The sequence below is a fragment of the Bradyrhizobium sp. UFLA05-109 genome (genome assembly GCF_054185165.1).
The window spans coordinates 81,020-105,457 of record NZ_JBBIAR010000021.1 but is presented as its reverse complement, the minus strand read 5'-3'; the positions used below and the strand labels follow the sequence as shown (position 1 = coordinate 105,457).

28 protein-coding genes, 1 tRNA gene and 2 pseudogenes are annotated in these 24,438 nt (G+C 59.3%); 15 read left to right on the top strand and 16 right to left on the bottom strand.

The window, feature by feature from the left end:
- Positions 1-63 precede the first annotated feature (63 nt).
- Complete coding sequence (locus tag Q3C01_RS17530) at positions 64-279, bottom strand: hypothetical protein (protein WP_458146561.1); 216 nt, start codon at positions 277-279, stop codon at positions 64-66.
- Between the two features lie 243 nt (positions 280-522).
- Here Q3C01_RS17530 and Q3C01_RS17525 point away from each other — a divergent pair.
- The 7 genes and pseudogenes from Q3C01_RS17525 to Q3C01_RS17500 all read left to right on the top strand — a co-directional run.
- Positions 523-824 (top strand): annotated as a pseudogene (locus Q3C01_RS17525) (cytochrome P450); the annotation flags it as partial.
- A 540-nt stretch (positions 825-1,364) separates the two neighbouring features.
- Complete coding sequence (locus Q3C01_RS44960) at positions 1,365-1,637, top strand: Y16D family protein (RefSeq protein ID WP_479684013.1); 273 nt, start codon at positions 1,365-1,367, stop codon at positions 1,635-1,637.
- 43 nt (positions 1,638-1,680) lie between these two features.
- The gene (locus Q3C01_RS17520; RefSeq protein ID WP_458146560.1) at positions 1,681-2,403 is read left to right on the top strand and encodes a hypothetical protein; all 723 of its coding nucleotides are present in this window, start codon (positions 1,681-1,683) and stop codon (positions 2,401-2,403) included.
- An 815-nt stretch (positions 2,404-3,218) separates the two neighbouring features.
- Complete coding sequence (locus Q3C01_RS17515) at positions 3,219-3,518, top strand: hypothetical protein (RefSeq protein WP_458146559.1); 300 nt, start codon at positions 3,219-3,221, stop codon at positions 3,516-3,518.
- A 766-nt stretch (positions 3,519-4,284) separates the two neighbouring features.
- On the top strand, positions 4,285-4,605 hold the full coding sequence (locus Q3C01_RS17510) for a hypothetical protein (RefSeq protein WP_458146558.1): 321 nt from the start codon (positions 4,285-4,287) through the stop codon (positions 4,603-4,605).
- Positions 4,606-4,837: 232 nt separating this feature from the next.
- A tRNA-OTHER gene (locus Q3C01_RS17505) sits at positions 4,838-4,913 on the top strand.
- Between the two features lie 119 nt (positions 4,914-5,032).
- Positions 5,033-5,293, top strand: coding sequence for a hypothetical protein (locus Q3C01_RS17500; protein ID WP_458146557.1), 261 nt, complete (start codon positions 5,033-5,035; stop codon positions 5,291-5,293).
- Positions 5,294-5,775: 482 nt separating this feature from the next.
- On the opposite strand, the gene Q3C01_RS17495 is transcribed toward Q3C01_RS17500, so the two are convergent.
- The 3 genes from Q3C01_RS17495 to Q3C01_RS17485 all read right to left on the bottom strand — a co-directional run bounded on the left by Q3C01_RS17495 (position 5,776) and on the right by Q3C01_RS17485 (position 8,107).
- Complete coding sequence (locus Q3C01_RS17495) at positions 5,776-7,002, bottom strand: tyrosine-type recombinase/integrase (protein WP_458146556.1); 1,227 nt, start codon at positions 7,000-7,002, stop codon at positions 5,776-5,778.
- Between the two features lie 227 nt (positions 7,003-7,229).
- Complete coding sequence (locus tag Q3C01_RS17490; protein WP_458146555.1) at positions 7,230-7,616, bottom strand: hypothetical protein; 387 nt, start codon at positions 7,614-7,616, stop codon at positions 7,230-7,232.
- A gap of 140 nt (positions 7,617-7,756) precedes the next feature.
- Entirely contained in the window at positions 7,757-8,107 is a 351-nt protein-coding gene (locus tag Q3C01_RS17485) for a hypothetical protein (RefSeq protein WP_458146554.1), read from the bottom strand.
- Between the two features lie 541 nt (positions 8,108-8,648).
- Between Q3C01_RS17485 and Q3C01_RS17480 the strand changes: the two genes are divergently transcribed.
- From Q3C01_RS17480 to Q3C01_RS17465, 4 genes are all read left to right on the top strand, one after another.
- Positions 8,649-10,424, top strand: coding sequence for an adenylate/guanylate cyclase domain-containing protein (locus Q3C01_RS17480; RefSeq protein ID WP_458146553.1), 1,776 nt, complete (start codon positions 8,649-8,651; stop codon positions 10,422-10,424).
- A 384-nt stretch (positions 10,425-10,808) separates the two neighbouring features.
- Positions 10,809-11,003, top strand: a complete 195-nt coding sequence (locus tag Q3C01_RS17475; protein ID WP_458146552.1) for a hypothetical protein — start codon at positions 10,809-10,811, stop codon at positions 11,001-11,003.
- A gap of 135 nt (positions 11,004-11,138) precedes the next feature.
- A complete protein-coding gene (locus tag Q3C01_RS17470) occupies positions 11,139-11,225 on the top strand; it encodes a restriction endonuclease (protein ID WP_458146587.1) in 87 nt (28 codons plus the stop codon).
- The gene (locus Q3C01_RS17465) at positions 11,197-11,373 is read left to right on the top strand and encodes a restriction endonuclease (protein ID WP_458146551.1); all 177 of its coding nucleotides are present in this window, start codon (positions 11,197-11,199) and stop codon (positions 11,371-11,373) included. The genes Q3C01_RS17470 and Q3C01_RS17465 overlap by 29 nt, the downstream gene beginning before the upstream one ends.
- A gap of 106 nt (positions 11,374-11,479) precedes the next feature.
- Here the strand turns inward: Q3C01_RS17465 and Q3C01_RS17460 are convergent, their stop codons facing one another.
- The 3 genes from Q3C01_RS17460 to Q3C01_RS17450 form a co-directional block, all read right to left on the bottom strand.
- A complete protein-coding gene (locus tag Q3C01_RS17460; RefSeq protein ID WP_458146550.1) occupies positions 11,480-12,019 on the bottom strand; it encodes a hypothetical protein in 540 nt (179 codons plus the stop codon).
- Positions 12,020-12,835: 816 nt separating this feature from the next.
- Positions 12,836-13,723, bottom strand: coding sequence for an HNH endonuclease (locus Q3C01_RS17455; RefSeq protein WP_458146549.1), 888 nt, complete (start codon positions 13,721-13,723; stop codon positions 12,836-12,838).
- Positions 13,724-13,913: 190 nt separating this feature from the next.
- Complete coding sequence (locus tag Q3C01_RS17450) at positions 13,914-14,318, bottom strand: nuclear transport factor 2 family protein (RefSeq protein WP_458146548.1); 405 nt, start codon at positions 14,316-14,318, stop codon at positions 13,914-13,916.
- Positions 14,319-14,540: 222 nt separating this feature from the next.
- On the opposite strand from Q3C01_RS17450, the gene Q3C01_RS17445 reads away from it, so the two are divergent.
- Positions 14,541-14,801 (top strand): hypothetical protein, encoded by a 261-nt coding sequence (locus Q3C01_RS17445; protein ID WP_458146547.1) that lies wholly within the window; start codon positions 14,541-14,543, stop codon positions 14,799-14,801.
- 22 nt (positions 14,802-14,823) lie between these two features.
- On the opposite strand, the gene Q3C01_RS17440 is transcribed toward Q3C01_RS17445, so the two are convergent.
- A complete protein-coding gene (locus Q3C01_RS17440) occupies positions 14,824-15,195 on the bottom strand; it encodes a hypothetical protein (protein WP_458146546.1) in 372 nt (123 codons plus the stop codon).
- Positions 15,196-15,352: 157 nt separating this feature from the next.
- Positions 15,353-16,297 (bottom strand): AEC family transporter, encoded by a 945-nt coding sequence (locus Q3C01_RS17435; protein WP_458146545.1) that lies wholly within the window; start codon positions 16,295-16,297, stop codon positions 15,353-15,355.
- Between the two features lie 367 nt (positions 16,298-16,664).
- Here Q3C01_RS17435 and Q3C01_RS17430 point away from each other — a divergent pair, with 367 nt between their 5' ends.
- Together Q3C01_RS17430 and Q3C01_RS17425 are read left to right on the top strand one after the other, a co-directional pair.
- Positions 16,665-17,042, top strand: coding sequence for a hypothetical protein (locus Q3C01_RS17430; RefSeq protein ID WP_458146544.1), 378 nt, complete (start codon positions 16,665-16,667; stop codon positions 17,040-17,042).
- Positions 17,043-17,639: 597 nt separating this feature from the next.
- The gene (locus Q3C01_RS17425; protein WP_449376819.1) at positions 17,640-18,317 is read left to right on the top strand and encodes an AAA family ATPase; all 678 of its coding nucleotides are present in this window, start codon (positions 17,640-17,642) and stop codon (positions 18,315-18,317) included.
- Positions 18,318-18,451: 134 nt separating this feature from the next.
- On the opposite strand, the pseudogene Q3C01_RS17420 reads toward Q3C01_RS17425, so the two are convergent.
- The 5 genes and pseudogenes from Q3C01_RS17420 to trxB all read right to left on the bottom strand — a co-directional run.
- A pseudogene (locus tag Q3C01_RS17420) lies at positions 18,452-18,632 on the bottom strand (hypothetical protein); the annotation flags it as partial.
- Between the two features lie 91 nt (positions 18,633-18,723).
- Complete coding sequence (locus Q3C01_RS17415; RefSeq protein WP_458146543.1) at positions 18,724-18,873, bottom strand: hypothetical protein; 150 nt, start codon at positions 18,871-18,873, stop codon at positions 18,724-18,726.
- Between the two features lie 319 nt (positions 18,874-19,192).
- Complete coding sequence (gene dapA / locus Q3C01_RS17410; protein WP_458146542.1) at positions 19,193-20,164, bottom strand: 4-hydroxy-tetrahydrodipicolinate synthase; 972 nt, start codon at positions 20,162-20,164, stop codon at positions 19,193-19,195.
- 458 nt (positions 20,165-20,622) lie between these two features.
- Positions 20,623-21,546 carry a LysR family transcriptional regulator gene (locus Q3C01_RS17405; RefSeq protein WP_027525214.1) on the bottom strand — a complete coding sequence of 308 codons (924 nt, stop codon included), beginning with the start codon at positions 21,544-21,546 and terminating at the stop codon, positions 20,623-20,625.
- A 5-nt stretch (positions 21,547-21,551) separates the two neighbouring features.
- Positions 21,552-22,517: a thioredoxin-disulfide reductase gene (trxB, locus tag Q3C01_RS17400; RefSeq protein ID WP_458146541.1), complete on the bottom strand. Its 966-nt coding sequence runs from the start codon at positions 22,515-22,517 to the stop codon at positions 21,552-21,554.
- Between the two features lie 270 nt (positions 22,518-22,787).
- On the opposite strand from trxB, the gene Q3C01_RS17395 reads away from it, so the two are divergent.
- Complete coding sequence (locus tag Q3C01_RS17395) at positions 22,788-23,267, top strand: Lrp/AsnC family transcriptional regulator (RefSeq protein WP_458146540.1); 480 nt, start codon at positions 22,788-22,790, stop codon at positions 23,265-23,267.
- A gap of 8 nt (positions 23,268-23,275) precedes the next feature.
- Here Q3C01_RS17395 and Q3C01_RS17390 read toward each other — a convergent pair whose 3' ends face one another.
- Both Q3C01_RS17390 and greA read right to left on the bottom strand, forming a co-directional pair.
- Positions 23,276-23,674, bottom strand: a complete 399-nt coding sequence (locus tag Q3C01_RS17390; RefSeq protein WP_458146539.1) for a DoxX family protein — start codon at positions 23,672-23,674, stop codon at positions 23,276-23,278.
- A gap of 143 nt (positions 23,675-23,817) precedes the next feature.
- The gene (gene greA / locus Q3C01_RS17385; RefSeq protein ID WP_027525218.1) at positions 23,818-24,291 is read right to left on the bottom strand and encodes a transcription elongation factor GreA; all 474 of its coding nucleotides are present in this window, start codon (positions 24,289-24,291) and stop codon (positions 23,818-23,820) included.
- Between the last annotated feature and the right edge of the window lie 147 nt (positions 24,292-24,438).

Genomic DNA, 24,438 nt, shown 5'->3' with positions numbered 1-24,438 from the left:
AACAGAATCTGCCTTGTGACCGTCAATGTCCACACCGCAGACGGTGGACTTGTCGCAGAGAGTTTAGCCGACGAGTTCCGGCTGCATCGTGGTCCGGCCAAGATCGGCCGCGGCGGAATCTTCATTGGATGATTTCATCCGAACAAGGTCCTCGAAAGCTTCAGCGGAGACGGCGTCGCGGTTCACAACGACGTTGCCGCGGAAGTTCTTCAACTCGTCGACCCGCATACGAACAGCCGACGCCTTGTTAATGATAATCAGCGAGTTCTGGATAATCATAGTTTTCGCTCCTAATTGCAGTGTTCCGCCTTTCGCATCAAGACGATCTCCTGAGCAGACGATCGTCGCGCAGAAGCAGCGTAGCCGCGCCGGTGATTGAGTATCGAACCCTACTGTAGACGCCCTTCCGATACCAGCGCGGACGGCCTAACTTTTGATAATCACGCCTTATCGAGACAATGCGCGGGACCGAAGCGCTGGTTAGCATCGCTTGGCTGCGCCATAGTGTATCCTCGAGCGCATCGGCTACAGGCATGGTGCGACCGCGGCGACGTAACCATTCTGCGCGAAACCAGCGACCTGATGCTCAAGCTCGTCTTCAGCCTCATGGGGATCCGCGCGCAGGACCTGCCGGGATGGCATCGCAAGTACCGTCAACTGCTGCAGTTGATCGTCGCGCCCCCGGTCGATCTGCCCGGACTGCCCTTGCGGCGCGGCCGCGCCGCCGGCGATTGGATCGACGCGCAGTTGCGCTAGTTCGTCCGCGACGCGCGCTATGCCGCGCGCGCGGGTTGATCAACGAGATGGTGAGCGCCTTCGAGCGCAGGCGCCTCGCCGACAGGCTGCGCAGCTACTCGTCACCTCGAAGCCCGGAAGACGCGTGCCGCCGAGCAATCGGCCAACCTAATGTTCGAAGCGGGACTGCTCAGAGCGCGGATGCCGATGGGACGTGGAAACCATCCCTTGCGAGCCCGGCCATCAGTTTCTTGGCTTCGCTACCTTGAAGGATCGTTTGCTCAGCGCGTCGAATCGTTCTGAAGTAAGTCCATTCGGCAGAGACGACGTTCGGGTCGGTCGCGTAGGCCACCGCCAGACGCTTTCGGAAAAAAAAGTATTGATACCGTCGACATATTCTTTTCCATCAAGAAAAGCAGCCATACCGGGCGAATGCGCCGGTCATCTAAAATGATGTGCGCAAATCCCGACCAAACTTGGGTTCCCCAGCCCGAAAGCTCACAGCTCTGCCGGGGTCACGCATCCCGCCTTATCGTTGCGGCGCGAAGGCGGCGATCAGCCGGAGGAGCTTGACAGGCTCGCTCATCCGTATAAGGGCGTCTGAAGCTACAAGTAGAACGGGTCTCGCGATGGGTGTCAGAAATCCGCGCCCCACTCGGGCTGAAGTAATTATTTGCGCTGCTGTTCGCGCCTCCGACGGAAAGGTGGTCAGAGGCCATCGGCACAATGACGCCGTCCGTGCGCTTCAAGCGTTGGACGGGTATGAGGGCGAACAGCCTCGCGGGAAAGACCAAGGATTCGTCATCTCAACAAACAGGTTCGTAAATCGACGCGAAGCCTATCGGATACATTTTCCCGACAGGGCAGAACCGGATGAGCTTCGCAGCGACGACCTGTATTGAGAAATTGCCGCCCGATAGTCCAAAGGGATAACAGGGGAGTGTAATGGCGCGGATTTCGAATCAGAACTGGGACGAGAGAGTCTTCAACGTCCGCTTTAGCCCGAATGGCAAAGGACTCGTGGCGCGTTTTGACGCCCCAGAGCATATGAGAGCGAGGACGGGCCCGGCTCCGGCTGAACCCGGCGAGCACTGCCGGGAGTTGAGCCTGGATGCCGACGCCTCTCGGGACCACGGCATCATCACTCTACCCGTGCGACTGCCTCGCTATCTCATGCCAGAGTGGTCCCAAGACGATTGGTCGGAGTTCGTTGATAGCGAGATTGGCTTCTTTTATAATTTTGTAGATGAGGCCGTGGTGCAATGTCTGTCGTTGGCGCTTGCTGCAAATGATGAGAGACGAATAGAGATTTTACGGACAGCGGATGATGTCGTCGTCGATTTCCGCGGAGACTTGCCGAATAAATACCTGCCGATGATGTCGGGCGGGTACAAAGTGGGAGTACACCGCAGCGGCAATAGCTGGCCAATTTGGCTGAGCATCCAGCCGACGTATGATCTCGCGTTGAAGAAAGCGGAGAGCATCCGAGCGGAGGCGAACCTGCCGAAAAACAAGCCTGTAACAGCCGCAGGAGCGCTCGCGAATTATCTCAAGGCTGGCCTCGGCTCACCCATCCTAAGCAATTCCTCGTCGAATACCGAGCTTCAGGGATGGATAGCTGCCGGAGCTATGAGCGTGATCGGTCTTGTGGCCTGGCTGATGAAGTAAAGCGTTGGGGTAGATGCGGCAGATAATCACTTTGGCCGTGGCTGTACTGTTAACCAGCACAGCAGCGCGCGCGGACGACAGTGCCAGCATCACAATGGTTAAGAGCACCTGGCGAGCGTAGACCGGTGATACAGCCGACAAATTATCGCTAAGGTATTGAAGGTAGCGCACTTCATCCCGAGAGGGTGGGAGCTTCGTCAAAAGATCGACACGGGCGAACTCGTGTTCTTTTAGTAGGTCAAACAACGTGTAAGATAAAGCCGACGACGAATATACGATCTTGGGAAGTCGCGGCCAATGGAGCGATCACAGTTGAGCCCGCGTATGCAAAGCCGATGGAATTGGGCTGGCAGGCGTTCGCTCTCGCTGATCGCCGACGAAGCAACAAACGACGAAAAGGGCGCGAACCTCCGCTTTCTGCACGACCCCGGCAACTTCAGTTTCATGTCGCCGGACAGGGCAAGCTTGGCGATCTTCTCAGACGCGGCCCTTGCACTATCGGCGATCCGGTTGGAATGGATTACTTGCCGAAGGTTGACGAGAAGCAGATGACTAAAGGCGACCTTGGCGCGTTCAGATTTCCGTCAACTGCAACATTCCGGGGCCTCGATACTTCACCCATGACGGAATCATCATATTCGAGAAGCCCCAGGGGCGAGATTGGGAGCCGCAGTCGTTCTTTGCGAAGCGTATCAAGCGCATCCTCCCGGTGCCTGGTTTGATCGTGCAGACCCGGAACAGCAGAAAGTGTTTGAGATTGGCCGAAACACTTAGATGGGGTGTCCCAGCCACAACGAACGAAGGTACGCCCCACAATGATCATCGCAAAACATAACTACCGTGACGGCCTCGGCGACGTGACGGACGAACTGCACAGGCGTGCAGACGGTTCGCTCTGCACCGTCGACCATCCGCAAGGCTACATCGTCCAGACGGACGAAGCGGGCGCGGACGTGTTTCTGAGGTTGCAATATTCGATCGGGCTGAGCGCGATCGAGGCGGCGCGACCTAGGGACATTCGGACATTCGTGGAGATGAGTGGGGCGTATACGCGTATACGACAACAACTCCCAACGTTGAGTGGGGCGGCTGGCTCGCATATAGTGCTCGCGTGACGTCAACGAAGGATCGATCCACAGTGGTGACCAAATATAAGGATAAGTTCGAAGCGACACCGAGAGACGAGAAGGCCGCGCGCAAGCAGCTCAACGAAGTAGTGAGACCGCAGGCCGATGCTATAGCCAAACGGGCACGTGAGTTTTCGCGAGAAGGCACCGAGGACATGCCCGCCGCGAAGAGAGCAGCCAAGTCTGTGAGCGAACCCGGATGGAGCGTTCTACAAGCGTCAAAGATGAAGCCCCCACTCAGCCTGATCGGCCGGGCGGGCTTTCTCGGTGTTGTAGCCTGCGGGGCCGGCTGGCGTGCTTCTAATGGTGAACGCGGGGTCAGCCAATCGCGACGGGCAGGCTGCAGTCGCCGAGCCGATCAGGCTGGGCGACTCTTTGTCGGCGCGGTGCGGGTCTCCCCTTGTCATGCTCGCGAAATAGTGAATCACGATGGAGCCACATCTGTATCCGCAGCGCTGGGGGAAGGTCCCGAATTGGATACAACCGAAGCGATCAGTGCGGAAACTTCCCGCGATCTCATCGACCATGCAGGCGAGTTAGCGTATTCGTATCGGTCCCGATTGTACGGTCTTAAAAAGTCACGGAACGGCGCTGGATTATAAGCCACAGATCGTGAGAGCGGCCCTCTCGTCGCTGTTTGAACTTGGTGACACCCAAAAGATTCTTCGTGAGGACGTGGTGGACACAAGAACGCGATCCGCGATGCCTTCAACGGCCGGGCCTCGCATGGCGTGATCGTAAGACCTACAGCGTAGTGAACCTGGCTGTAAAAGACGCTGCCCGCCGCTACAACCCGCCCGAAGTGGCAGCCGTAGAGCGCGAAGTAGTAAGCGGCATTCCGGCCTATATCTCGACCATCTACGTGGAGCGCCAGAACCTGACGCTGCGCATGACGCAGCATCGATTCGCTGGCCTCACTAATGGCTTCTCAAAGAAACTCACCACCTCGCTGCGGCGGTTAGTCTGTACGTCGCCCACTACAATCTCTGCCGCTTCCATGTGGCGCTGCGGACTAGGCGAGCCAGCCCTCGCGCTCGGCATTGTGTGGATCGCGTCTGGACGATTGAGGATTTGATTGATGCGGTGCTGCCGCTGGAGCCGAATCGTCCTGTGCACGTAAGCCGAAACTTTCGCGTAATTCAAGGAGGGAAAGACGAGGATTGATAGTGGACATGCACAAAATAATCGCGCCGTCGATTCGGAAGGAATCAACAAATCCGCTATTGTGACAATGCACTCTGTAATGCGATTCGCCCCGCCTTGTTAAGGGCGGGGCGAATGCTGAAGGCCGTTTGCGGCGGCTTTCGGGGCCCGTAGCTCAGCTGAATAGAGCAGCCGTTTCGTAGCGGTAGGTCGGGGGTTTGAATCCCTCCGGGCTCTCCAACTTCACTACAGGCCGGGCATCCTTGCGGGTGCCCGGTTTTTCTTTAGCGCGTCAGCGAATCAGTGTCGCTGTGGATTTGTGTGAATATACATTTTTGTATGATGATGTATATTAAAATATGGGCAAGGGAAAACCGGGATCTGGATCGCGGCTGATCCAAATGGGCATGGATGCCGAATTAGTGGATGACTTCACGGATTTTCGGGAGGGCTATTTCGGTGCACCCGAAGTACGCGTGTTAGCTGAGGCGATCCAGTTTTTCATCGCCGAGCGTTTGAAAGCGGAACCTGAGGTCAAAAGGCGGTACGAGGCAGCACGCGAAAAACGGCGGGGATCGAAAGGCAAAGTTGTCCAGCTGGTCGATAAACCAGTGTCCTAATTCCCCTCTGCGGGTGTCCTAATTAGGACAGCACCATCCCTCGGCATAATGGCTATTTGCCTTTTGCTTTTAGCCCGATCTCGACGAACCGCCGGATCGCCTCAGGCCGTCTGGGAGGGGTCGTCCTGAGCTCGACGCCAATCCCCAGCTCAGCCAAAGGGCGCCGTTCGCCTTCCGGACGCCATTTCGCCGCATTAGGGTGTTGCGCCTCCCCGATCTGAACCTTTCGCCCGATCGGAGACTTCAGGCGGACCGCCGGAGAAAAATATTGCGAAGGGCTGGTGGTGCTCTCCTGACTCATTCGCCTGAACCACTCGCAGGCCAGCTCTCCTTAAGCTGAAGTGGACCCCGACAGTCTCGAGCGGCACACCAGGATGAGAGAGGCGGCGTCCGCCAACGCAACATCGGCCTGCCCGCTGAATTCAAGCTTTCGCCGGGTGGTCGCGATCGTTGCTTGAATCGGCAAGTCCGTTACGCTTGATCTACGCGCCAGGACGAACGGCTTTCCGCGTCTGGGCAGGCAAGGTCGCAACGTGTTCTGCCCAGCGTTCAAGTGCCTTGCGGATCTCCGTCGCGTACCGAGCGCGGTTATATACGCCGGCGACACCAGCCCGGTGGCCGCTGACGTGGTTTAGGATCGCCTCCACGATATGCGGCAAAACGCCAAGCCGGTCGGCCATTACCGTGGATGCCGATCTCCGAAGATCGTGAACTGTCCAATGGGGCAGGGGGGCGCCAATCGCTTTCGCGATTCGTGCATCAATCGCCGCCTTCGACTTTGACCACCCCGAGAACCCACGATGCGGATCACCGCTGCGTCGGGGGCCGTCGCCAAACAGGAAGTCTCGGCCGTCTCGGCGCGGTGGGAGTAACGCCAAGGCGGCGGGAACCAATGGTAGCGAGTGCTCGCGATGGTTCTTGGTCCGGGCGCCGGGCAGCGTCCATAGCCCCGAAACAATATCAAGTTCGGCCCATTGCATGCTGCCTACTTCATCACGGCGTTGGGCTGTGAGCAGCAACAAACGCACAATGCGTCCGTAATCGTCATCGCCACTGGACCGCCAGATCACTGATAGCTCCGTCTCCGTGAGAACCCGTTCGCGGCTTCCCGGCTGCGTGGGTCGATTAGTGCCGAGAACCGGGTTCGCGGAAATCTCAAGACCCTCCCGTATTGCCCAGTTGAACATTGAGGACAGCGCTGCACGGGCGCGGGCTGCTGAGACCATTCCATGAGCTGGCGCGATATCAGCAATACGAGCCGAGATATGGCGTCGGGTGATCTGGAAAACCGAGAGCTTATGCAACGGCTTCCAACTGACCAACAAGTAGCGTTCTATCTCCGAATAGGTCTTGGGCTTGAGCCTTTGTTTAGCGTTCCGGAGATACTGATCCGCGATTGCCAGGAGTGTGTCTGCAGCCTGCAGGCGGGCCTTGGTTTTCTGGTCCGCCGGGTCTTTGCCATTGGCAACCAAGCCCAAAAGCCGCTTGGCTTCCTTGCGTGCTAGCACAGGTGTCCAAGGGGCGCCGTGGGGACCGATAGTGACGAAGCGCTGTCGACCGAATACGCGGTACTTGAGAACGTAGGTCGCTTGGTCGCGTTGGCGCCGAACGCCAAAACCTCGCACCGCTTCGCGGTGGTCGGCGTCCCAAATAGTCTCGCCCCGCTTGAGCGCTTGCACTGCGCGGATCGTTACACTCGAAAGGGCCATCTATCGCCTCGGTAGCTACCACGTAGCTACCACCATAGCGCCAATTGCAGCGCAGACAAGGTGGGGTGCGGCGGATCTAGTCGTTGATAAAATTGCCATTTTCGTACTATCGGCGGGAAAGGCGTAGCCCTGTCGGAGCCCATATTCTGACTGTGGAACAGGAGGTCGGTGGTTCGAGCCCACCCAACTGTACCAGCGCCATCTAGTCGCAACACAAACCGCGCGCTTCATATCATCGTTCCCGGCAAGAAGCAGCGAACACTCACACCCATCGGGCCGTACAGCGGCCAGACCAGCGTCACGCTAGCCCTGTTCGGCTCGTCGATCACGGCATCGTGGGGCACGTGAACCCATTCGGTTTCCACGTTGGTGGCGCCGGCCTTCGCACGCTGGTAGCCCCCAGACGTTGTCGGCACGCGGACGCGGTAACGGTTGCCACTAATCTCCCAATCTATCTCGGACAAATGCATCGCTTCGCTACCATCGCAGCACAGATCCCCTTTTCGGTCGTGAAGCGTCTCAAACCACTTCGACAGATCAGTCCGATTGTGATCGTGCGCGAGCACGGCGCCGGTCCATACCATCAGCGTGACGGCGAACAGAATACGGAACATCAACGTTAATCCAAATCGTCAGACAACAAATCGGCGCAGGTCAAGGGAGGAGATATCGCCGGATCAGTCCACTGGCACAACGAACGGCCCGGGTACTTCGCCAGCCTCGGCAAACGGCACGCGTAGCCCATTCAGAAGAATCACTCGGAGGCGCACGGCGCCTGAATAGTGGTTTGCTGCGAGCTGGGGCTCGCCAGGCCAACGGTGACTAGACTGGGATGATCCGCAGCCTGAGCTATTTTCAGTCTGTTCGCCCGTGGCTTCAGAACATCGATCTGATGGGGAGAAGCCGGCATACCAGCCAACATTAGGTTTGGCGTAACCGAACTCTCCTCCACTTGGGCTGCACCCAGCACTGCCACTTGATGCCGCGAGATCGGGAAGCCCGTAAGTTCAAAGGTTGGAAGATGCAATGCGCACGCATTCGCATGATTGGTCGCCACGAGTCCGATGGCGGCGACGGCGGTCACAATCAAGAACTGCCTCTTCATGGGGTTCCCCCTGTTCGATTGGAGATATTCCCACCACGAATTCCATACGCACCTTAGCCGTAGTCAAAAACGCGCTATGTGAACCTGTTCACTATAAGTCGGGAAAAACATGCAAAGGTTCGGGCGGATCAGAACACTTTTCGTCCAACGCTGCAGCCTATGGCGGGCGTCGATGAACGCGCTCTTGTGTGACCGCGTCTTCGGAAAACAGGTGTCCGAATGAAACCGGTGCTTCTCCTCGTTCTCTGTGGCGAACACGCGTCCGTTGGCGTAGCGGCGCGACACTGCAGCCAAAGGAGAACCGACCGGCGACGAACGGGAAACCTGGCTTTGTGCTTATACAAAATGCCAATACAAACGCCGCCCCTACGCGGGCGAAAAGCCTAGGTTTATCAATGATGAAGCTGGCTGGCTTGTGGTATCCACCAACTGTACCAGCGCCATCCAAATTGCCCCCGCTCCCCAATCGCCGTACAACCTTGCCGCATTATCCCGGTTGCGGAATGATAACTGGCTTAACTCAGGCTTCCTCGGGACAGCAATGTCAGACCGTGGCGAGGTCAGCCGCAAGCTCGTCGCAGTCTTCGCAGCGGATGTCGAAGGCTACAGCCGCCTCATGGGCGCTGACGAGGTAGGCACGCTCAAAGGCCTGACCGAACGGAGAGCAATCCTCGACAGGCTCATTGGGGAACACAGGGGCCGCATAGCCAACACGGCGGGCGACAGTGTCCTTGCGGAGTTCGGAAGCGCCGTGGACGCCGTGCAGTGCGCGGTGGAGGCACAGACTGCTTTGACCGAAGCGAACTCCAGTCTCGCGCCTGATCGCTGCATACTTTTCCGCATCGGTATCCACATCGGTGACGTAATGATACGCGCTGGGGACCTCTTCGGCGACGGTGTGAACATTGCCGCGCGGCTACAGTCGATTGCGAAGCCGGGAGGCGTGTGTATTTCCGCTGTGACGCACGATCAGGTGCGCAAGGTCTTGCCGGTGACCTTTGTGGACCTTGGTGTTCAGCAGGTGAAGAACATCCAAGAGCCAATCAGGGCCTATCAGGTGGGTGCGCTGAGGGAAATGCGAGAGGCTGCTTCCGCGCGTGTTGCTGAGACTGAGAGCCCGCCTCCGCTACCCGACAAGCCTTCCATTGCGGTTCTGCCGTTTGAGAACATGAGCGGCGACCCCGAACAGGAATACTTCGCGGATGGGATGGTTGAGGAAATCACTACCGCGCTCTCGCGGTTCAGATGGTTGTTCGTGATCGCTCGCAATTCGAGCTTCACCTTCAAAGGCAAAGCCGTCGATATAAAGGAGGTCGGACGCAGGCTCGGCGTGCGCTATGTCCTTGAGGGGGCCGTGCGCAAGGCATCGGGGAAGGTTCGGATCACAGGACAGTTGATTGATGCGGTGACGGGAGCACATCTATGGGCGGACAGGTTCGAGCGTGACTTAACGGACGTTTTCGCTCTCCAGGATGAAGTCACGGTCGCCGTTGTCTCAGCCATTCGGCCAAAGTTGCTTCAAACGGAAATTGCAATGGCGATGCGGCGGCGGCCAGAGAACCTTACCGCCTATGATTTCTATCTCCGGGCCTTGCCGCAGTTTTACCTAACCACCGCCGAAGGTTTGGCCGAGGCGATCAGGCTGGCTCTTCGCGCTTTGGAGCTTGACCCTCGGTTCGGCTTCGTCGCGGCTCTGGCAGGTCTCGGTCACATGCAAAGGGTCCTTTTTGGCTATGCGGCCGATGCTCAATTCGAGCGCAAGGAAGCAGTCCGGCTCTTTCGTTTGGCTTTAAGCGTCGACGATGGTGATCCGGAAACGTTGGCATACGCTTGCTTAATCTCGGCGTTCATGATCGGCGATTGTGAAAGTGAGATCGAAATGGCTGACCGGGCGGTCGCGCTCAACCCGAATTCATTTGCCGCATGGAGCAGCAGAGGCCATGTCAATAGAATTGCGGGGCGGCCGGAGGAAGCGGTCCGGAGCTTTGAACGCGCCATGCGCGTGAGCCCGGTAGACCCGCGGCTACGTCATACGTTTGCTGGGATGGGGCTTGCCTTGATTGAGCTTGGTCGCTTTGACGAGGCCATCGCGGCGGGGAAGAAAGCCCAACGTCAGAGCCCCTTTTTTGGGCCAGCTTATCGCTGTCTTGCGTCCGCTTTCGCCCATCTCGGACGTGACGCTGAGGCGCGTGAGGCGGCGGCGCGTCTGCTTGAGGTCGATCCCGGCTTTACAATATCTGCATGGATCGCTCGGGGTGGACAATCAAACGCAAAGCTGCAGATCGAGGGCCTTCGGAAAGCGGGGTTGCCCGAATGAGCCTGGTGTCCCGCCTCGTTCCCTGTAGCGAACGCATAGCCCTGTGAATCTCGACGGCGGCCGCGCCAGACAGCGGCTCCCTTAACCGCGCGTTTACTATAAGTGCGTCATCGTGCTCCCCTTACTTTATTCGCGGTGGAGCTGATTTGGATGGCGCAGCGCGGTTTCAGCAGATCAATACCGGATGGGGAGAACGTCCTTGGGCTTGCAAGGTCCTCCTCGCCCAACACGGGTGCTCGGGCTCTCGGGCTTGTGTATCAGGCAGCGGATTTATTCCGCAGCATGGAGGAGAGTGTTCGCGAGACGGAGGCGCGAGCTGAGGCCGCTGAGCGGGCGCAACGCGAACTCATAGCCACGACAGAGCGCAAGCTAAGAGAAGCCTCGATGGCGCTCGAGGAAGCTCAGAAGCGCATCGAAGCTCAGCAAGATCAGTTGACGGCAATCGAGTTTCGCGCACAGGCGGCCGAGGCTGATGCCCGCGAAGCAAAGCAGACACTGGCGCTGGTCGAGGAAGCCATCCGCAGGCGGCTACTCTTCACAAGCACCGATGCGGACAGCAGGTTGACGGCAGTCGCTTAACCTGGTTTGCGCGACGTAGACTACCGCGACGCGCCTGGCGAAACTCTCGCTGCTGTCAACTTGACGCGGCCGCGCCTCTTTAAGTCTACCACGTGGAGCCGAGGAACAGGACGCCAGTTGCACGGTGGAAAGTTTGTGGTGCAGGCGAAGCGCTATTCCAACAAGGTGGACGTAGCCGCTGTGAGAGAATTTTATGGGCACCGTGCTGTACGAAGGGGCTAACCGAGGTATCCTCGTCACCACAAGTCACTTTTGGCGGGATGCGCACGAATGGGCAGCGAACAAACCCCTCACCTTGATCGACGGCCCCAACCTTTTGGCGCTGCTCGACAAGCACGGCTACAATTTCAGAATAGAACCGCAGTCGTGAGTGATGTTTACGTGCAAAGGTTTCTCGTGGGCCTACCTACAGCGTTCTGGTGATTTCCGCCTTTGTGGGCAGCCGAAATCGTAGAACAGCATGTCCCACGAAACGATCAAGTGAGTGTTGGCTTTTTCCCGGTCCTAAGAAATTCTCGAACCCCATTGATGAATGGCTCCATGCGTCGGTAGGCCAGCCTTGTTTGTTCTAACTCGTATTGGATTTGCCGGCTGACAGCATTCTCGATGTTCATGCCGTTCCGAAGGCGGAAGAATTCGCTAATCTCACCGCCCAGCTTTCGATGCACAAACCCGATTTCAACGGCAGCAGCCACCTTGTCGTCAAACTTGATTGAATGTGACGAAGTTGCTTCCTTCCGGTGAACGCAAAGGGATAGTTTTTCATCTGGCGAGGTTATGATCCTAACATTTGCTGGCAAGTCATCTATTGGCTTGTACGCTAGATGTGTCGAGATTTTTAGGACCGCCTCCTCGGCGGCGTATTTGCCCCACAACAGATGAGTTATGATCGCCTCGTAAAGGGATGCGTATTGCGTAATTTGGAATTTGTTATGTGCATGCATACGCTCGCCATCGACAGCCAAGGCTTCGCCGAGCTTGTAGATGTAACGAGCGGAGTAAAATTCCAGGGCCAAGCGAGCCGCCAGCGCTTTATTCTCAATAAAGTCAAATTGCCGATCAAACCACTCTCTTGAGCAACGTGCGCGTCACAGTAGTTCAATACATGCTCACGCTGATCGGCCTTCATTGCCATCGCTGTCCCCCACCGCATTAAGCCAAACACATACCCTATCAGAGCTGCAACTCGCAATTGTGTGCTTGGTCCATCGGGGTAGTTTACAGGCCTGCACGTGCGTCGCCGCTACATGCGGTGCGGCTTTGACCTCGGCGGCGATCGTCCCTTTAAGCATCGCGGTGCGAAGTCGGGATGGTAGGTCGGCTGAAATTAGGATCCAGTTGTTGTCGGAGAGGCTCGTTAGGGGAGCCTCAGAGGGGGCCTCGTCGGTGATGTTACCCGCTGTGCCCTACGAGCTAGAAAGCTGCCGCTCCGAACACCACAGCGGCACAGGGGCCTCGAATAAGACCACAAGAAGGTGAAGCGGGCGGCGGGGATCAATGGCATTCGCCTTTCGGTGCGCTGCTCACTGCAGCCCTCGCGAGCATCAGGTTAATTGCCGTTGGAGCGTATGGCTTGCCCCACTTCGTGGTGTACCCAGCCTCAGCAAGGGCTGCAGCGATTTCCCTGAGAGACCGCTTGCCGCATTTGGGACGCTCACGGGCCACCCTGCGAGCAAGCTCAATTGTCTCGGGCCGGTGCTCGCCAATGGACTTTCTGCCCTCGACCTTCAACCCAGTGCGTAGCTTTCGATCCCGAGCGCCCTTTAGCCCAAGGTTGGCCGTGCTTGGAGCGCACTTTGGCCATGAAGGTTTCCATCATTGCAATCATGCCGTTAGTAACGTCCGCAACAGTGCTTGTATCTCTTGCCACTTCCGCAAGTGCACAACGAATTTCGGCTTAATGTTCCGGCTGAGTTCATTCGCCGGCCGATGCGGGGCCCAAATGATAAGCGCTCTACATGGAGGGATCCACCGCCTATCCCATAAGACAATCCTTGGCCGTCAATTTTGATTCCAACTTTGCATCCACGAGCAGTTACGCCGGTCCCTGCTATGGTCGTTCCATTTGGCATCGTTATCGAAATTGGTTGACCTTCTCGACACTTAATAGAAGCGCCTCGATGGTACATGTCGAGTCGCTCGATAATCAACTTGCTGGGTGGCTCAGTGCGAATCGCCAATATGATGTCGCCTGGGCCGCGTCGGATGGTTATTTTCCCGCCACCTGTTTCGACGTCCCAATTCTCGATTGAGCTTTGCCATTCATTTTCTACGATCCTGAGAATGGTGTTGCCGTCGCGATCAGTCAGAAGAGCGTTGATGGCGAAGGGCAAGTGGGCTTCGGCCGGGGCCGAAATTGAAAGTATTCTGGTTCCGAATATTTCAATTAGCGTATCAACGTCAGTCCCAGTGAAGGCTCCGACCGAAATTTCTGGCGCTGTAGTTCCAATATCGAATTCCTCAAAAGAGAATCCCTTCTCCGTACATTTGGGATTTTGCCGTGCGGCGGAGATTGTTTGCTCAGATAGAAATCCGCGAGTTTTTTTGCCGTGGCAAGAAATGCAAAGCAAAATAATGCCTGCGGGGTCGTGTTTCGTCGCATCGGCAAACTCGGGATCGAAGTGCTCATATTCGTAAATGGCTTTGCCGCACACTACGCAGCCGAAGCCGTCGCGCTGCCTTACTGCTCGCTTCACATCAGCTGGAATATTGCGGCTCAACCCATGTCGATTTTGCATAGATCATGCTTTCTCAAAATGTATCCGGAATGAATTGATCGATCAAACCGCGCGGGTCTTAGATCTAGCCCGAGGTGAAAATATCCGTTGCCGTTGATCTACCGTTAGCAGTGCCTGCGAGCAGAAAAGGCGACCGCCGGCATCGCCAGCAGCGCGCACATCACTCGCCACCCTAGGAGATCACGGCTTTGATCTGCGCGGTGTCCGCAAACTCAATCAGCTCGACGATCTTGCCGTCCTGAAATTTGAACAGGTCCATGACCTCGGTGCTGAAGGTTTTCCCGGTGGGGCGATATCGGACGACGATGCGGCAGTGCACCGCAGCACTTTGCCCTTCGACCAACTCGCTCAGGATTTCGCGCTCTATGAAGTCGAAATTGGCAATGAACTGGCCGAAGGCCCCTCGCAAGGTCGGGTGGCCCTGAGCACTCCCGGTCAGTTCGAGCGCGCTGTTGTCGCCGACCAGAGTGAACACACCTTCGGGATGAAAAGCTCCCACGAGGCCCTCCACGTCGCCGCTACCGCGCGCCGCGTAAGCGCTTCTAATGACTTCGAGCATGTCTTCGCGATGTCCCATATCCGCCTCCTGCAACACGCCTCATCGCAGGGTAGCTACCTTCGCGTGCAAAGGCAAAAATCTATAACGCTGGGCGTAAATTTGATTGATGCCAGCTTAGCCCCGACATCACGGGCCAATCCCGGGAAGGTGAAGCGCTACCTTCTATCGGCCTGCGCCTCCGACCCCCACGTCAAGTTCGAGCAGCGACCGGTGGATGGGCCGACAGCTCGGTGAATGTGCATGAAGATCCTGTTCGACCTCATCCTCGATGATCTGGCGGGCCCCATCTTCGAACTTCTCCTTGAACTCGTTTTCCGGCTGGTCGAAGCGCTCGTTCACCTGATCGGCTGGCTGTTTGAGCGCTTTCGGCGCTGGCTGGATTTGCAGCCCAATATCGATCCCTCGCAATTGTCGATGCTGCACAGGTTCGGCCGGCTGTCGCTCGGCGTGGGCTTGAGCCTCTGCATCCTGGCGCCGCTGCTCTGGCTGGTCTGGCGCTGACTTGCTAACCTCTGGCGCTGGTTCAATGCGGTGGCATTGGCTGATGCATCAAAATGTACGTCCACGTGATGAACGCCATCAGCAATATCAGCAGCCCGGTAATCATGCATGCCGAAGCCAGACTACGGAATCTCAGGGAGACCAGCTTCGAGACTTTTGCGTTCGCCGCATGGAGACCAAGACTTCGGTTTTCGACAATCATCAATCCAACGGAGAACGCAACGAGAAGAATGCCCACAAACAGCATCGGAGCCAAGTGCTGATCCAGGTGTTGGAACTTGGTCAGGAATGTCGTTATGGAGGCCGCGGCGCCCGATGCCCCTAGCCAGGAGACCAGCGCCATAAAAAGAGCGGCCCACTGCTGCTCCTGCGTTGGGGATAGCTCGGCCAGCATGGGCCAGTTCTGTGTGAGATGATCCAGTAAGAGCATTTGCATAAGCCGCACTCTGCTATGAGGTTCGGCGCAGCATAATCTCCGGCAACCTTGACGGGCGTGACTTATCTCACACTGGATCTGTAGCGTTCGATTTTTGCGGAATTTGCTCGGACCGCTACTGCAGATGCGCGACGAGTAACACGACGGCCGGCAGCGTCACCGCAGCCAGCACCGTCCCCAGCGCAACAGCCCCCGATACCGGGTTCACCAGCCGCTGATACTGAACCGCAAAGATGTACGCATTCGCGCCGGTCGGCATCGCCGCGAACAGCACGACCACGCCGGCCGCCAGCGGCGGCAGGTTGAGCAGCTTTGCCAGCACGAACGCGGCCGCCGGCATCGCCAGCAGCTTGAGCGCGCTCATCACGACGATGCTGAGTTTCTCGCCCTTGACCTCGAAGCGGAACAGGTTGATGCCGAGCGCGATCAGCGCAGCCGGCGATCCCGCCTGTGCGAGCAGCTCGATCGTCCTGTCGACGACGGGATGAAGGCCGAGCCCGGTGAAACGCCAGATCAGGCCAAAGCCGATGGCCAGCATGATCGGGTTGCGCGCCAGATCCAGAATCACCGGCAGGATGATCGACAGGGCCGAGCCCTTCTGCTTGCGGTCGACGAGCTCCATCTGCAGCGTGCCGCAGAGCCACAGCAGCGGCGTGTTCACCGACAGGATCAGGGCCATCGGCCCCGCGGCCTCGTTGCCCAGCGCCGAGAGCGTCAGGGGAATGCCGAGCATCACGATATTGCCGTAGACCGAGCCGATCGCGAACACGACGCCGTCCGCGCGGTCGTCGCGGCGCTCGCGCAGCAGGGCCGACAGCGCGAGCGCCGCGATCCAGGTGATGGCCAGCGCGCCGTAATAGGCGCCCCACATCCGAAAGGCGCTGAGCTGAGGGAATTCCGACACGACGATGGTGCGGAACATCAGCGCGGGAATCGCGATGCTGAAGGCGAATTCGGAGATGCCCTTGTGTGCGCTCTCGGAGACGAAGCGAAACAGCACCGCCGCATAGCCGGCCGCGATCAAGGCAAACACCGGCGCGACGATCAACACGGTAGCCATGCGGCCCTCACCTTGAGGGGATATTCGCTGACCACCCCACACACCCTCGATGCTGGCATATTGCCGCTGATTTGCCCGACGTGTCAAATTGATTTCGTAAAATCCGTAAAATTCCTGCGCCGGTCGCGCCGTCTACTTTGCATGGGGTTGTTTTCGAGCTTTTTGTTTGAGGAGGCGGCGCTCCCTCTCCCGCAAGCGGGGGAGGGAGCCCCACCTCCCTCGTGGCAATAATCGAGGCTAATCCCGCTGCACTCTCGATGCCTGTTGCCCGGAGCGCACAGCTTTCGGTTTTCGTTTCGCGGCGCGGTTGCCAACGCGGAAGGCTTCACCCACTATTCCCTCCGACTTGGAAAGATAGGGGGGGATCATGCTGGCGTTTCGTTTCGAGGAGTTCCTGGTCGCGGCGATCTCCGCGATCGCCCTGGCCGTCATCGTCCAGCCTCGTGCAAGCCTCGCCTATACGCCGGAGCAGCAGCAGGCCTGCTCGCCCGACGCGATGCGGCTGTGCGGCGAGTTCGTTCCGAACGTCGACGCCATCACCGCCTGCATGATCCAGAAGAAGTCGCAGCTCTCGCCGCAGTGCGCGGTGTTCTTCCGCCAGGGGCCGGAACCGGGCGAGGCAACCGGTCAGCCCGTCAACATCAAGCCGGTGGCGAGGAAGAAGACCTCGAGCAGGCCGGCGGCGAAGAAGACCACGGCGAGCAGCAAGTCCGGCAAGAAGAAGCCGAAAGCCGACGATACCTAGCGCCTCGCGAAAGAACTCCAGCATCAGGCAAGCTGCGCTCCCTCTCCCGCTTGCGGGAGAGGGGTGGGGAGAGGGTGTCTCCACAATCGAGAACCCCCGAGAGGAAAGAGCACTCACCCGCCGCGCTTCGAGCGCCATAGCCGAAGCTTCGCTTCGGCGTTCTTTAGAGACGGCCGCCAAGGGCGGCATATGCTCCCCCGCAAGCGGGGGAGGTTACCGAGACTACGGCTTACACCTCTGAGTAAAAATCACTCAGTGATGATGTGTGATGTCAGCTGAAGGACTCCTTTTGTTCGCGTCACTCCGCGAACTCGTTGCAGCAATTTGCCCTCGCCCGACTGCAAAGAGTCGGGAATCGATTTGCTCGGGCAGGTTGCGTGCCGCCGTTTCCCGAACGATTGCTCGAAAAATGCACGATTTGCCGTCGCGAACGGTCATTCATGGCAATTCATGTCCGTGACCCCGCGTGCAGTGTGACTCAAAAGCCAACACGCCTTTTATTTCGTGGCTTCAACGCAACTCCCGGTAAATTTTTCTTTCACGAATCAGCGTGCTGATTCATTTTCGCGACCTGGGGTCAATCTGGAGGCCAAGGGTATGAACGTTATTGTTTTTGCATCGCGTAAAGGCGGCTCGGGCAAGAGTACCCTTGCTGCTCATCTCGCCGCGCAGATCAAGGCGAGTAAACAAGTTCTGCTCGTCGATGCGGATCCGCAGGGCTCGCTCACGCTGTGGCACAAGTTGCGTGGCACCAACGAACCGCCGATCAAGGCTGCCGTCAACTCGGTCAGCGGCATCGTCTCCGCTGCCAAGCGCGACGGCTATGAATGGGTGTTGATCGACACACCGCCGAACCTGTCGGCCGTCGTCGACGACGCGATCAAGAACGCAACCATGGTGGTCATCCCGGCGCGGCCTGGCGTGTTCGACGTCAACGCGGTGCAGGAAACCATCCAGATGTGCCGCGCGGCGCGCAAGCCCTACGCGGTCGTGCTCAACGGCGCTCCCGCCCGTCGCGACGAAGCCGAAAGCCCGATCGTCACCATCGCCCGCGAGGCGCTCGCCAAGTTTCGCGCGCCGGTCTGGGGCGGCCAGATCACCAACCGCTCGGACCTGCTGATGGCGCTGAGCCACGGCGAGGGCGCACGGGAATATCAGGCCGAGAGCCGCGCCGCGCAGGAGATCGCGAGGCTGTGGGCTGCGATCGAGCGTTCAGTCAAGGCAATCCGAGGCACGGCGTCGGCATCCGGCGCAATGCACAAGCAGGCCGCGTAGTTTTCATTATTCATTTTCCAGGTACGAAAAACGCGCGGTTGGCCCGCGCGTTTTGCGTTTCAGGTGCCGGTGGAAGCTCTTTAGGTAAGCATGATCTGATCGGAAAACCGGTATCCACTTTTCCGGATCATGCTCTACGCCACCATCAGCATGTAGAACACGATCACCGGTGACAGCGTCAGGATGACCGACCAGATGCCGGCGGCCCAAAGGATGTCCTCGGTGGTAAAGCCCTGCTGCTCGGCGGCCTGGTAGCCAGGCGCCATGTCATTTCGAGTATTCACTAAACGCCCCCGCGAGTTCTTCGCTTGCGGGCTCGAGTGATACTAGAAACGTTTTAACATCCGCCTCGCTGGTTCCCGGACAATTCGAGCACGGACGCTACCGCCGATTAACTATCCTCGCGTCAGCCCGCGAGCCAGACGCGAAACAGCAGCACCGGCATCAGGCCGAGCATCAGGGCCCAGAAGCCGAACGACGAGATTACCAGAAGTCCTTGCATGAGATCGGCGGGCGCGAAGTGTTCCGCGGCCGTCGGCCGGATACGATGTCCCATGGTTTCCCCCTATGGATTGGTCCTTGAGAGAAACGATAGGGCGCGATGCGTAAACGAGCCGTGGATGCGCCATGCGGCGCCTGCGAAGGCCGTTGAGGCGCGGTTAACCACAGGCGCGGCTGCTTCACTGCCTCTCCCCGCAAGCGGGGAGAGGCAAAGCGACTTATCTTCTTCACGATCTCGCAGCCGCTAGAGCCACTCGCCGTGCCTCCGCCTGATGTCGTCAATCCGCTCCAATGCCGATGTCATGACGTCTTCGGTCAGGCCGATATCGCGGCGCAGCCAATCGGACATCGGATACGTCTCGACTCGGCCCCACTCAGGTCTGCATGAAAGGCGTTGCCATGCCGCCGTCAGGGCGTGGAGCCACCGACGATTCCCCATAGGCCGATTTTTCCGACCTCCGCGCGATCTCGCGATCGAGCGCAGCGGCGAGCTCGCTTCCGATCTCGACCATCGGCAGGCGCACCTCGGGACTTTCGATGAGGCCTGTTCGCCATAGCCAATACTTCGCCGGCGCCGGGCTCGGCTCGGCGAACAACAGCCGCGTCAGCTCCGAAACCTGCTGCCAGCGCGCGAGCGCGGTGTCGGCATTGCCGCGCTTCAGCTCGGTTTGGATCGCAGCAAAGGTTGCGGTCTCGATGTGGGCGGAGAGCAGGATGGCGCCGTCGGCGCCGTCACTCAGCGCCTCATGGGTGTGCGCGTCCTCGCCGGTCAGCACACGAAAGTGATCCGGCTTGTCGCGGAGCAGCGCGACGGATTGCTCGCGGTTCGCGCTGCAATCCTTCAGGCCGACGATGTTGGGATGGTCGGCGAGGCGGAGCAGCGTCTGGTTCGTGAGATTGATGCCGGTGCGATAGGGAATGTTGTAGAGCACGATCGGCCAGGCGGCGTGATCGGCGAGCGCCTCGAAATGCGCCAAGAGGCCGCGCTGCGATGGCCGCAGGTAGTAGGGGCTCGCGATCAGATAACCGTCGATCGGCCAGTCTGCGGTCTCATCCAGGCTTTCCTTCAGCCGCGCGGTGTCCGCGCCGGAGAGGCCAAGAACGATGGGAACGCTGCGGCGGTGCGCGGCGAGCTCCTCGCGCACGGTTGCGACGAGGCGCTCGAGCTCGGCGCCCTTCAGCGTCATGCCCTCGCCGGAGGTCGCGCCCAGGATAAAGCCGTCGACCGCCTCGCGCGCATAGTGCCGCGTGAGCTGCCGCAGCGAGCGCTCGTCGAGACGGCCGTCGCGAAACGGTGTCACCAGAGGCAGCCAGAGGCCCTGCAATTGTTGTCTCAGATCGGTCATGTTCCATCTCCTTTTCAGTTGAGGTCTGAGACGGAGGGCACATGAAAAAACCCCGTCCAGACGGCGGGGTTTTCGGGATCGCGACGATGACGAAGGTCTAGCGCGCGCAAACATCCCTGAGCCCCGGATGGGGGGCTTTTTTCGAGGCGATCGCCTTCGAGAGAATTGCGCACGAATTCGTGATCATGGTGTGCAAATGATGCGGGGGATATGTGGAACTGTCAATACACGCGGAAAGCGAAGGCCGAATTGGAAGAAAAAAAGCCGGACCCGAAGGGCCCGGCTTAGGTATTGGCCACGTGAGGCCGACACAATCACCTTCCAAGAGGGATTACTGAACTCCCGCGCCACTGGAGGAGGGGGACAAATGCGCAACGCGAAGGCTCAGCGTGGAGAGAGTATGGGCTCGGCTAGAGCCCTGCAGCAACAGCCGAGGTCGCATGTCAGTCATGCGGAAATCAGGAAGGCCAGCGTTGCGCCTTGCTCACCACGAAATCGCGGAACACCTGCACGCGCGCGACCGTCTTCAACTCCTCGGGATAGACGAAATAGGTGTCGAGTTGAATCGAGTCCGATTCACCGAACAGTTGCACGAGGCGGCTGTTTTCTTCGACGAGGTAATCCGGCAGCGCCGCAATCCCAAGGCCCTGCTGACAGGCGCGCACGAGACCGAGGATGTTGTTGACCTTGAAGTAAGCCTCGCGCGGGCCCGAGCCATTGCGCGCCGCTTCGACCAGCCAGTTGCGGTTCTGCAAATGCGGCGCGAAGTTGCCGTCGGCGAGCGTGATGATGCGGTGAGCATCGAGCTCCTCGAGCGTGCGCGGCGTGCCGAAACGCTTGATGTATTCCGGCGAGCAATAGGCATGGAAGCCCATCGCGAAGAGCTTGCGCTGGATGAGATCCGGCTGCGTCGGCTTGCGGGTGCGGATCGCAACATCCGCTTCGCGCATCGAGAGGTCGAGCTCCTCGTCGGTCACGATCAGCGAAATGCGGATCTCCGGGTACAGTGCCGTGAACTCGCCGAGCCGCGGGATCAGCCAGTTGATGCCGACGCCGGGCGTGGTCGTGATCTTGAGGTCGCCGCTCGGCCGCTCGCGGCTATCGGTCAATTTGGCGCGCGCGGCCTGGAGCTGCATGAACACGTCATGCGCGGTGCGGAACAAGAGGTCGCCCTGCTCGGTGAGGATCAGGCCGCGGGCATGGCGGTGGAAGAGCGAGACCGAGAGCTCCTGCTCCAGCGCCGAGACCTGGCGTGACACGGCCGACTGCGACAGGCCGAGTTGCTCGCCCGCATGCGTGAAGCTGCCCGCTTCCGCCGCCGCGTGAAACACCTTCAGCTTGTCCCAGTCCATATCGGTAAATCCGTCGCGTGTTCGAGGCATGATCGCTATTCCGCTGCCGCGCGCTCGCTGGCGCGCAAGGCCAAGAAACGTTCGGCTTCGAGTGCGGCCATACAGCCGAGGCCTGCGGCCGTCACGGCCTGGCGATAGGTTTCATCGGCGACGTCGCCGGCCGCGAACAGGCCGGGCACCGAGGTGGCGGTCGAGTTCGGGGCGACCTCGACATAGCCCGACGGTTTGAGTTTCACTTGGCCCTTCACGAGCTCGGTCGCCGGCGCGTGCCCGATGGCGATGAAGACGCCGTCGGCCTTCACTTCGGTGAGCGTGCCGGTCTTGACGTTCTTCAGTCGCACATGGGTGACCTTGTTCGGGTTCTCGGTGCCGCAGATCTCGTCGACGGCTGAATCCCAGATCACCTTGATCTTCGGGTGCTTGAACAGACGCTCCTGCAGGATGCGCTCGGCGCGGAAGTGATCGCGCCGATGCACGATGGTGACCTGCGAGGCATGGTTGGTCAGGTACAGCGCTTCCTCGACCGCGGTATTGCCGCCGCCGACCACCACGACTTCCTTGCCACGGTAGAAGAAGCCGTCGCAGGTGGCGCAGGCCGACACGCCACCGCCCTGGAATTTCCCTTCGGACGGCAACCCGAGCCAGCGCGCTTGCGCGCCTGTGGCGAGGATCACGGTGTCGGCGAGATAGACGTCGCCGCTGTCGCAGGTGAGGCGGAACGGCCGCTGCGCGGTCTCCAGCTTGGTGACGAGGTCGGTGACGATCTTGGTACCGACATGGACCGCCTGCTTCTCCATCTGCTCCATGAGCCAGGGACCCTGGATCACGTCGGCAAAGCCCGGATAGTTCTCGACGTCGGTGGTGATGGTGAGCTGGCCGCCCGGCTGGATGCCCTGGATCAAGATCGGCTCGAGCATCGCACGCGCGGCATAGATCGCCGCGGTGTAGCCGGCGGGGCCGGAGCCGATGATGACGACCTTGGCATGGATGGGCGCGCGCATGTGGACCGGTGCCTCTCTCTTGGGGGAGTTGCAGCGCGGGCGCGGATAGTGCCTGGGAAGGCGCCGCGGAGGCGCTGAAATGTCAGTTGCTAATTTAAGCCATCTGGCGAGCTATGCAAGAATTGCAGCCCATGTCGGCGGATTTTTCCCCCCGGGAACAAAAGACCGTTGCGCTGCACGCGCAATAAAATTGCGCATCTTGGCGGGACTGGTTATGAGGATTGCGACGAAACCACCCGATACCGCCCTAAAGCCAGGAGTTCCAATCACGTGTCGCGGAACCTAGACGAGATCGATCTCAAAATTCTCGCCGAGATCCAGGCTGACGGACGAATCACCAATGTCGAGCTGGCCAAGCGCGTCGGCATTTCGCCGCCGCCCTGCCTGCGCCGTGTTCGGGCGCTCGAGGAGGAAGGTTTCATCCACGGCTATCGCGGGCTGCTCGATTCGCGAAAGCTCGGCTTCGACGTCACGGTGTTCGCCGCCGTCCATTTGTCGAGCCAGGCGGAGGCGGATTTGCGCGCCTTCGAGCAGTTCGTGCGCGCCGAACCGCTGGTGCGCGAATGCTGGATGCTGTCGGGCGAGGTCGATTTCATCCTGAAATGCGTCGCGCCGGACATGGCGACGTTCCAGGATTTCGTCACGCATCTGACCGCCGCGCCGCACGTGCGCAACGTGCGGACCTCGCTGGTGCTGCACAATTCGAAATACGAAGCCGCCGTGCCGCTCGAGGTAAAGGGGCGGCGCTGAAGCAAGACTCATCCTTGCCGCATGGCGTCCACGCTGATCGGACCGCCGCCGGCGGAGGCAAGATAAAGGCAGGCAAAGCAGAACAGGATCGCCAGCGTCCCCTCGTTGACGAGCGGGAAGAAACTGTTCGGCAGATGCTCGATGAAATAGGCGAACGCCATCTCGCCCGACAGGATGAAGGCGACGAGGCGTGTGAACAGGCCCAGCATCAACAGGCCGCCGAACACCAGCTCGATCATGCCGGCGATGCCCCAAAGCGACAGCGGCGTGACGTCCGCGAACATCTCGACCGGCGGAAACTTGAACAGTTTTGCCACGCCGAACTGGAACAGCAGAAGTCCGGTGATGAAGCGGAACAAGCTGAGCAGATAGGGCTGGCTCTGCGCGGCGATACGATCGACGTCCATCGTGTCCTCCCTTGATGCAGCCAAGAGAGCATGGCCGAGGATGTCATGGTTCACAATCGCGGCCGTTTACAATCGTGCAACGACCGAGAGACAAAAAAGCCGCGCTGGTCGCGCGGCTTTTCCCTTCGGTACCGCGGCACGGATTACCGCCACTCGACCTTGGTGATCTCGTACGCCTTGGCGCCGCCGGGCGTGTTGACCTCGACGGAGGCGCCCTTCTTCTTGCCGATCAGCGCGCGGGCGAGCGGCGAGGTGATGGAGATGCGGCCCTTCTTGGCGTCGGCCTCGACCTCGCCGACGATCTGCCACACCGTCTTCTTCTCGGTGTCCTCGTCGACCAGCGTCACGGTGGCGCCGAACTTGATGGTGTCGCCGGACAGTTTCGAGATGTCGATGATGTCGGCGCGCGCGAGCTTGTCCTCGAGCTCGGCGATCCGGCCCTCATTGTGGGACTGCTCTTCCTTCGCGGCATGATATTCCGCGTTCTCCGACAGGTCTCCGTGTGAGCGCGCCTCGGCGATATGCTCGATGATCCGCGGACGATCCACGGACTGGCGATGCTTCAATTCTTCTCCGAGCGCGGCAAATCCGGCCGAAGTCATCGGAACCTTTTCCATCTCTTCTCTCGTCCTTCGGCCCCGCGCCCACAAAAACGGAGGGCGCAGCAACCTTGATTCGTCGGTGATCCCGGGGCTGAACACACGGCCACCGGAACGTTATGTGGGGCTGGCGCCGGAACAGAACAACCACATGGCCGGACAGTT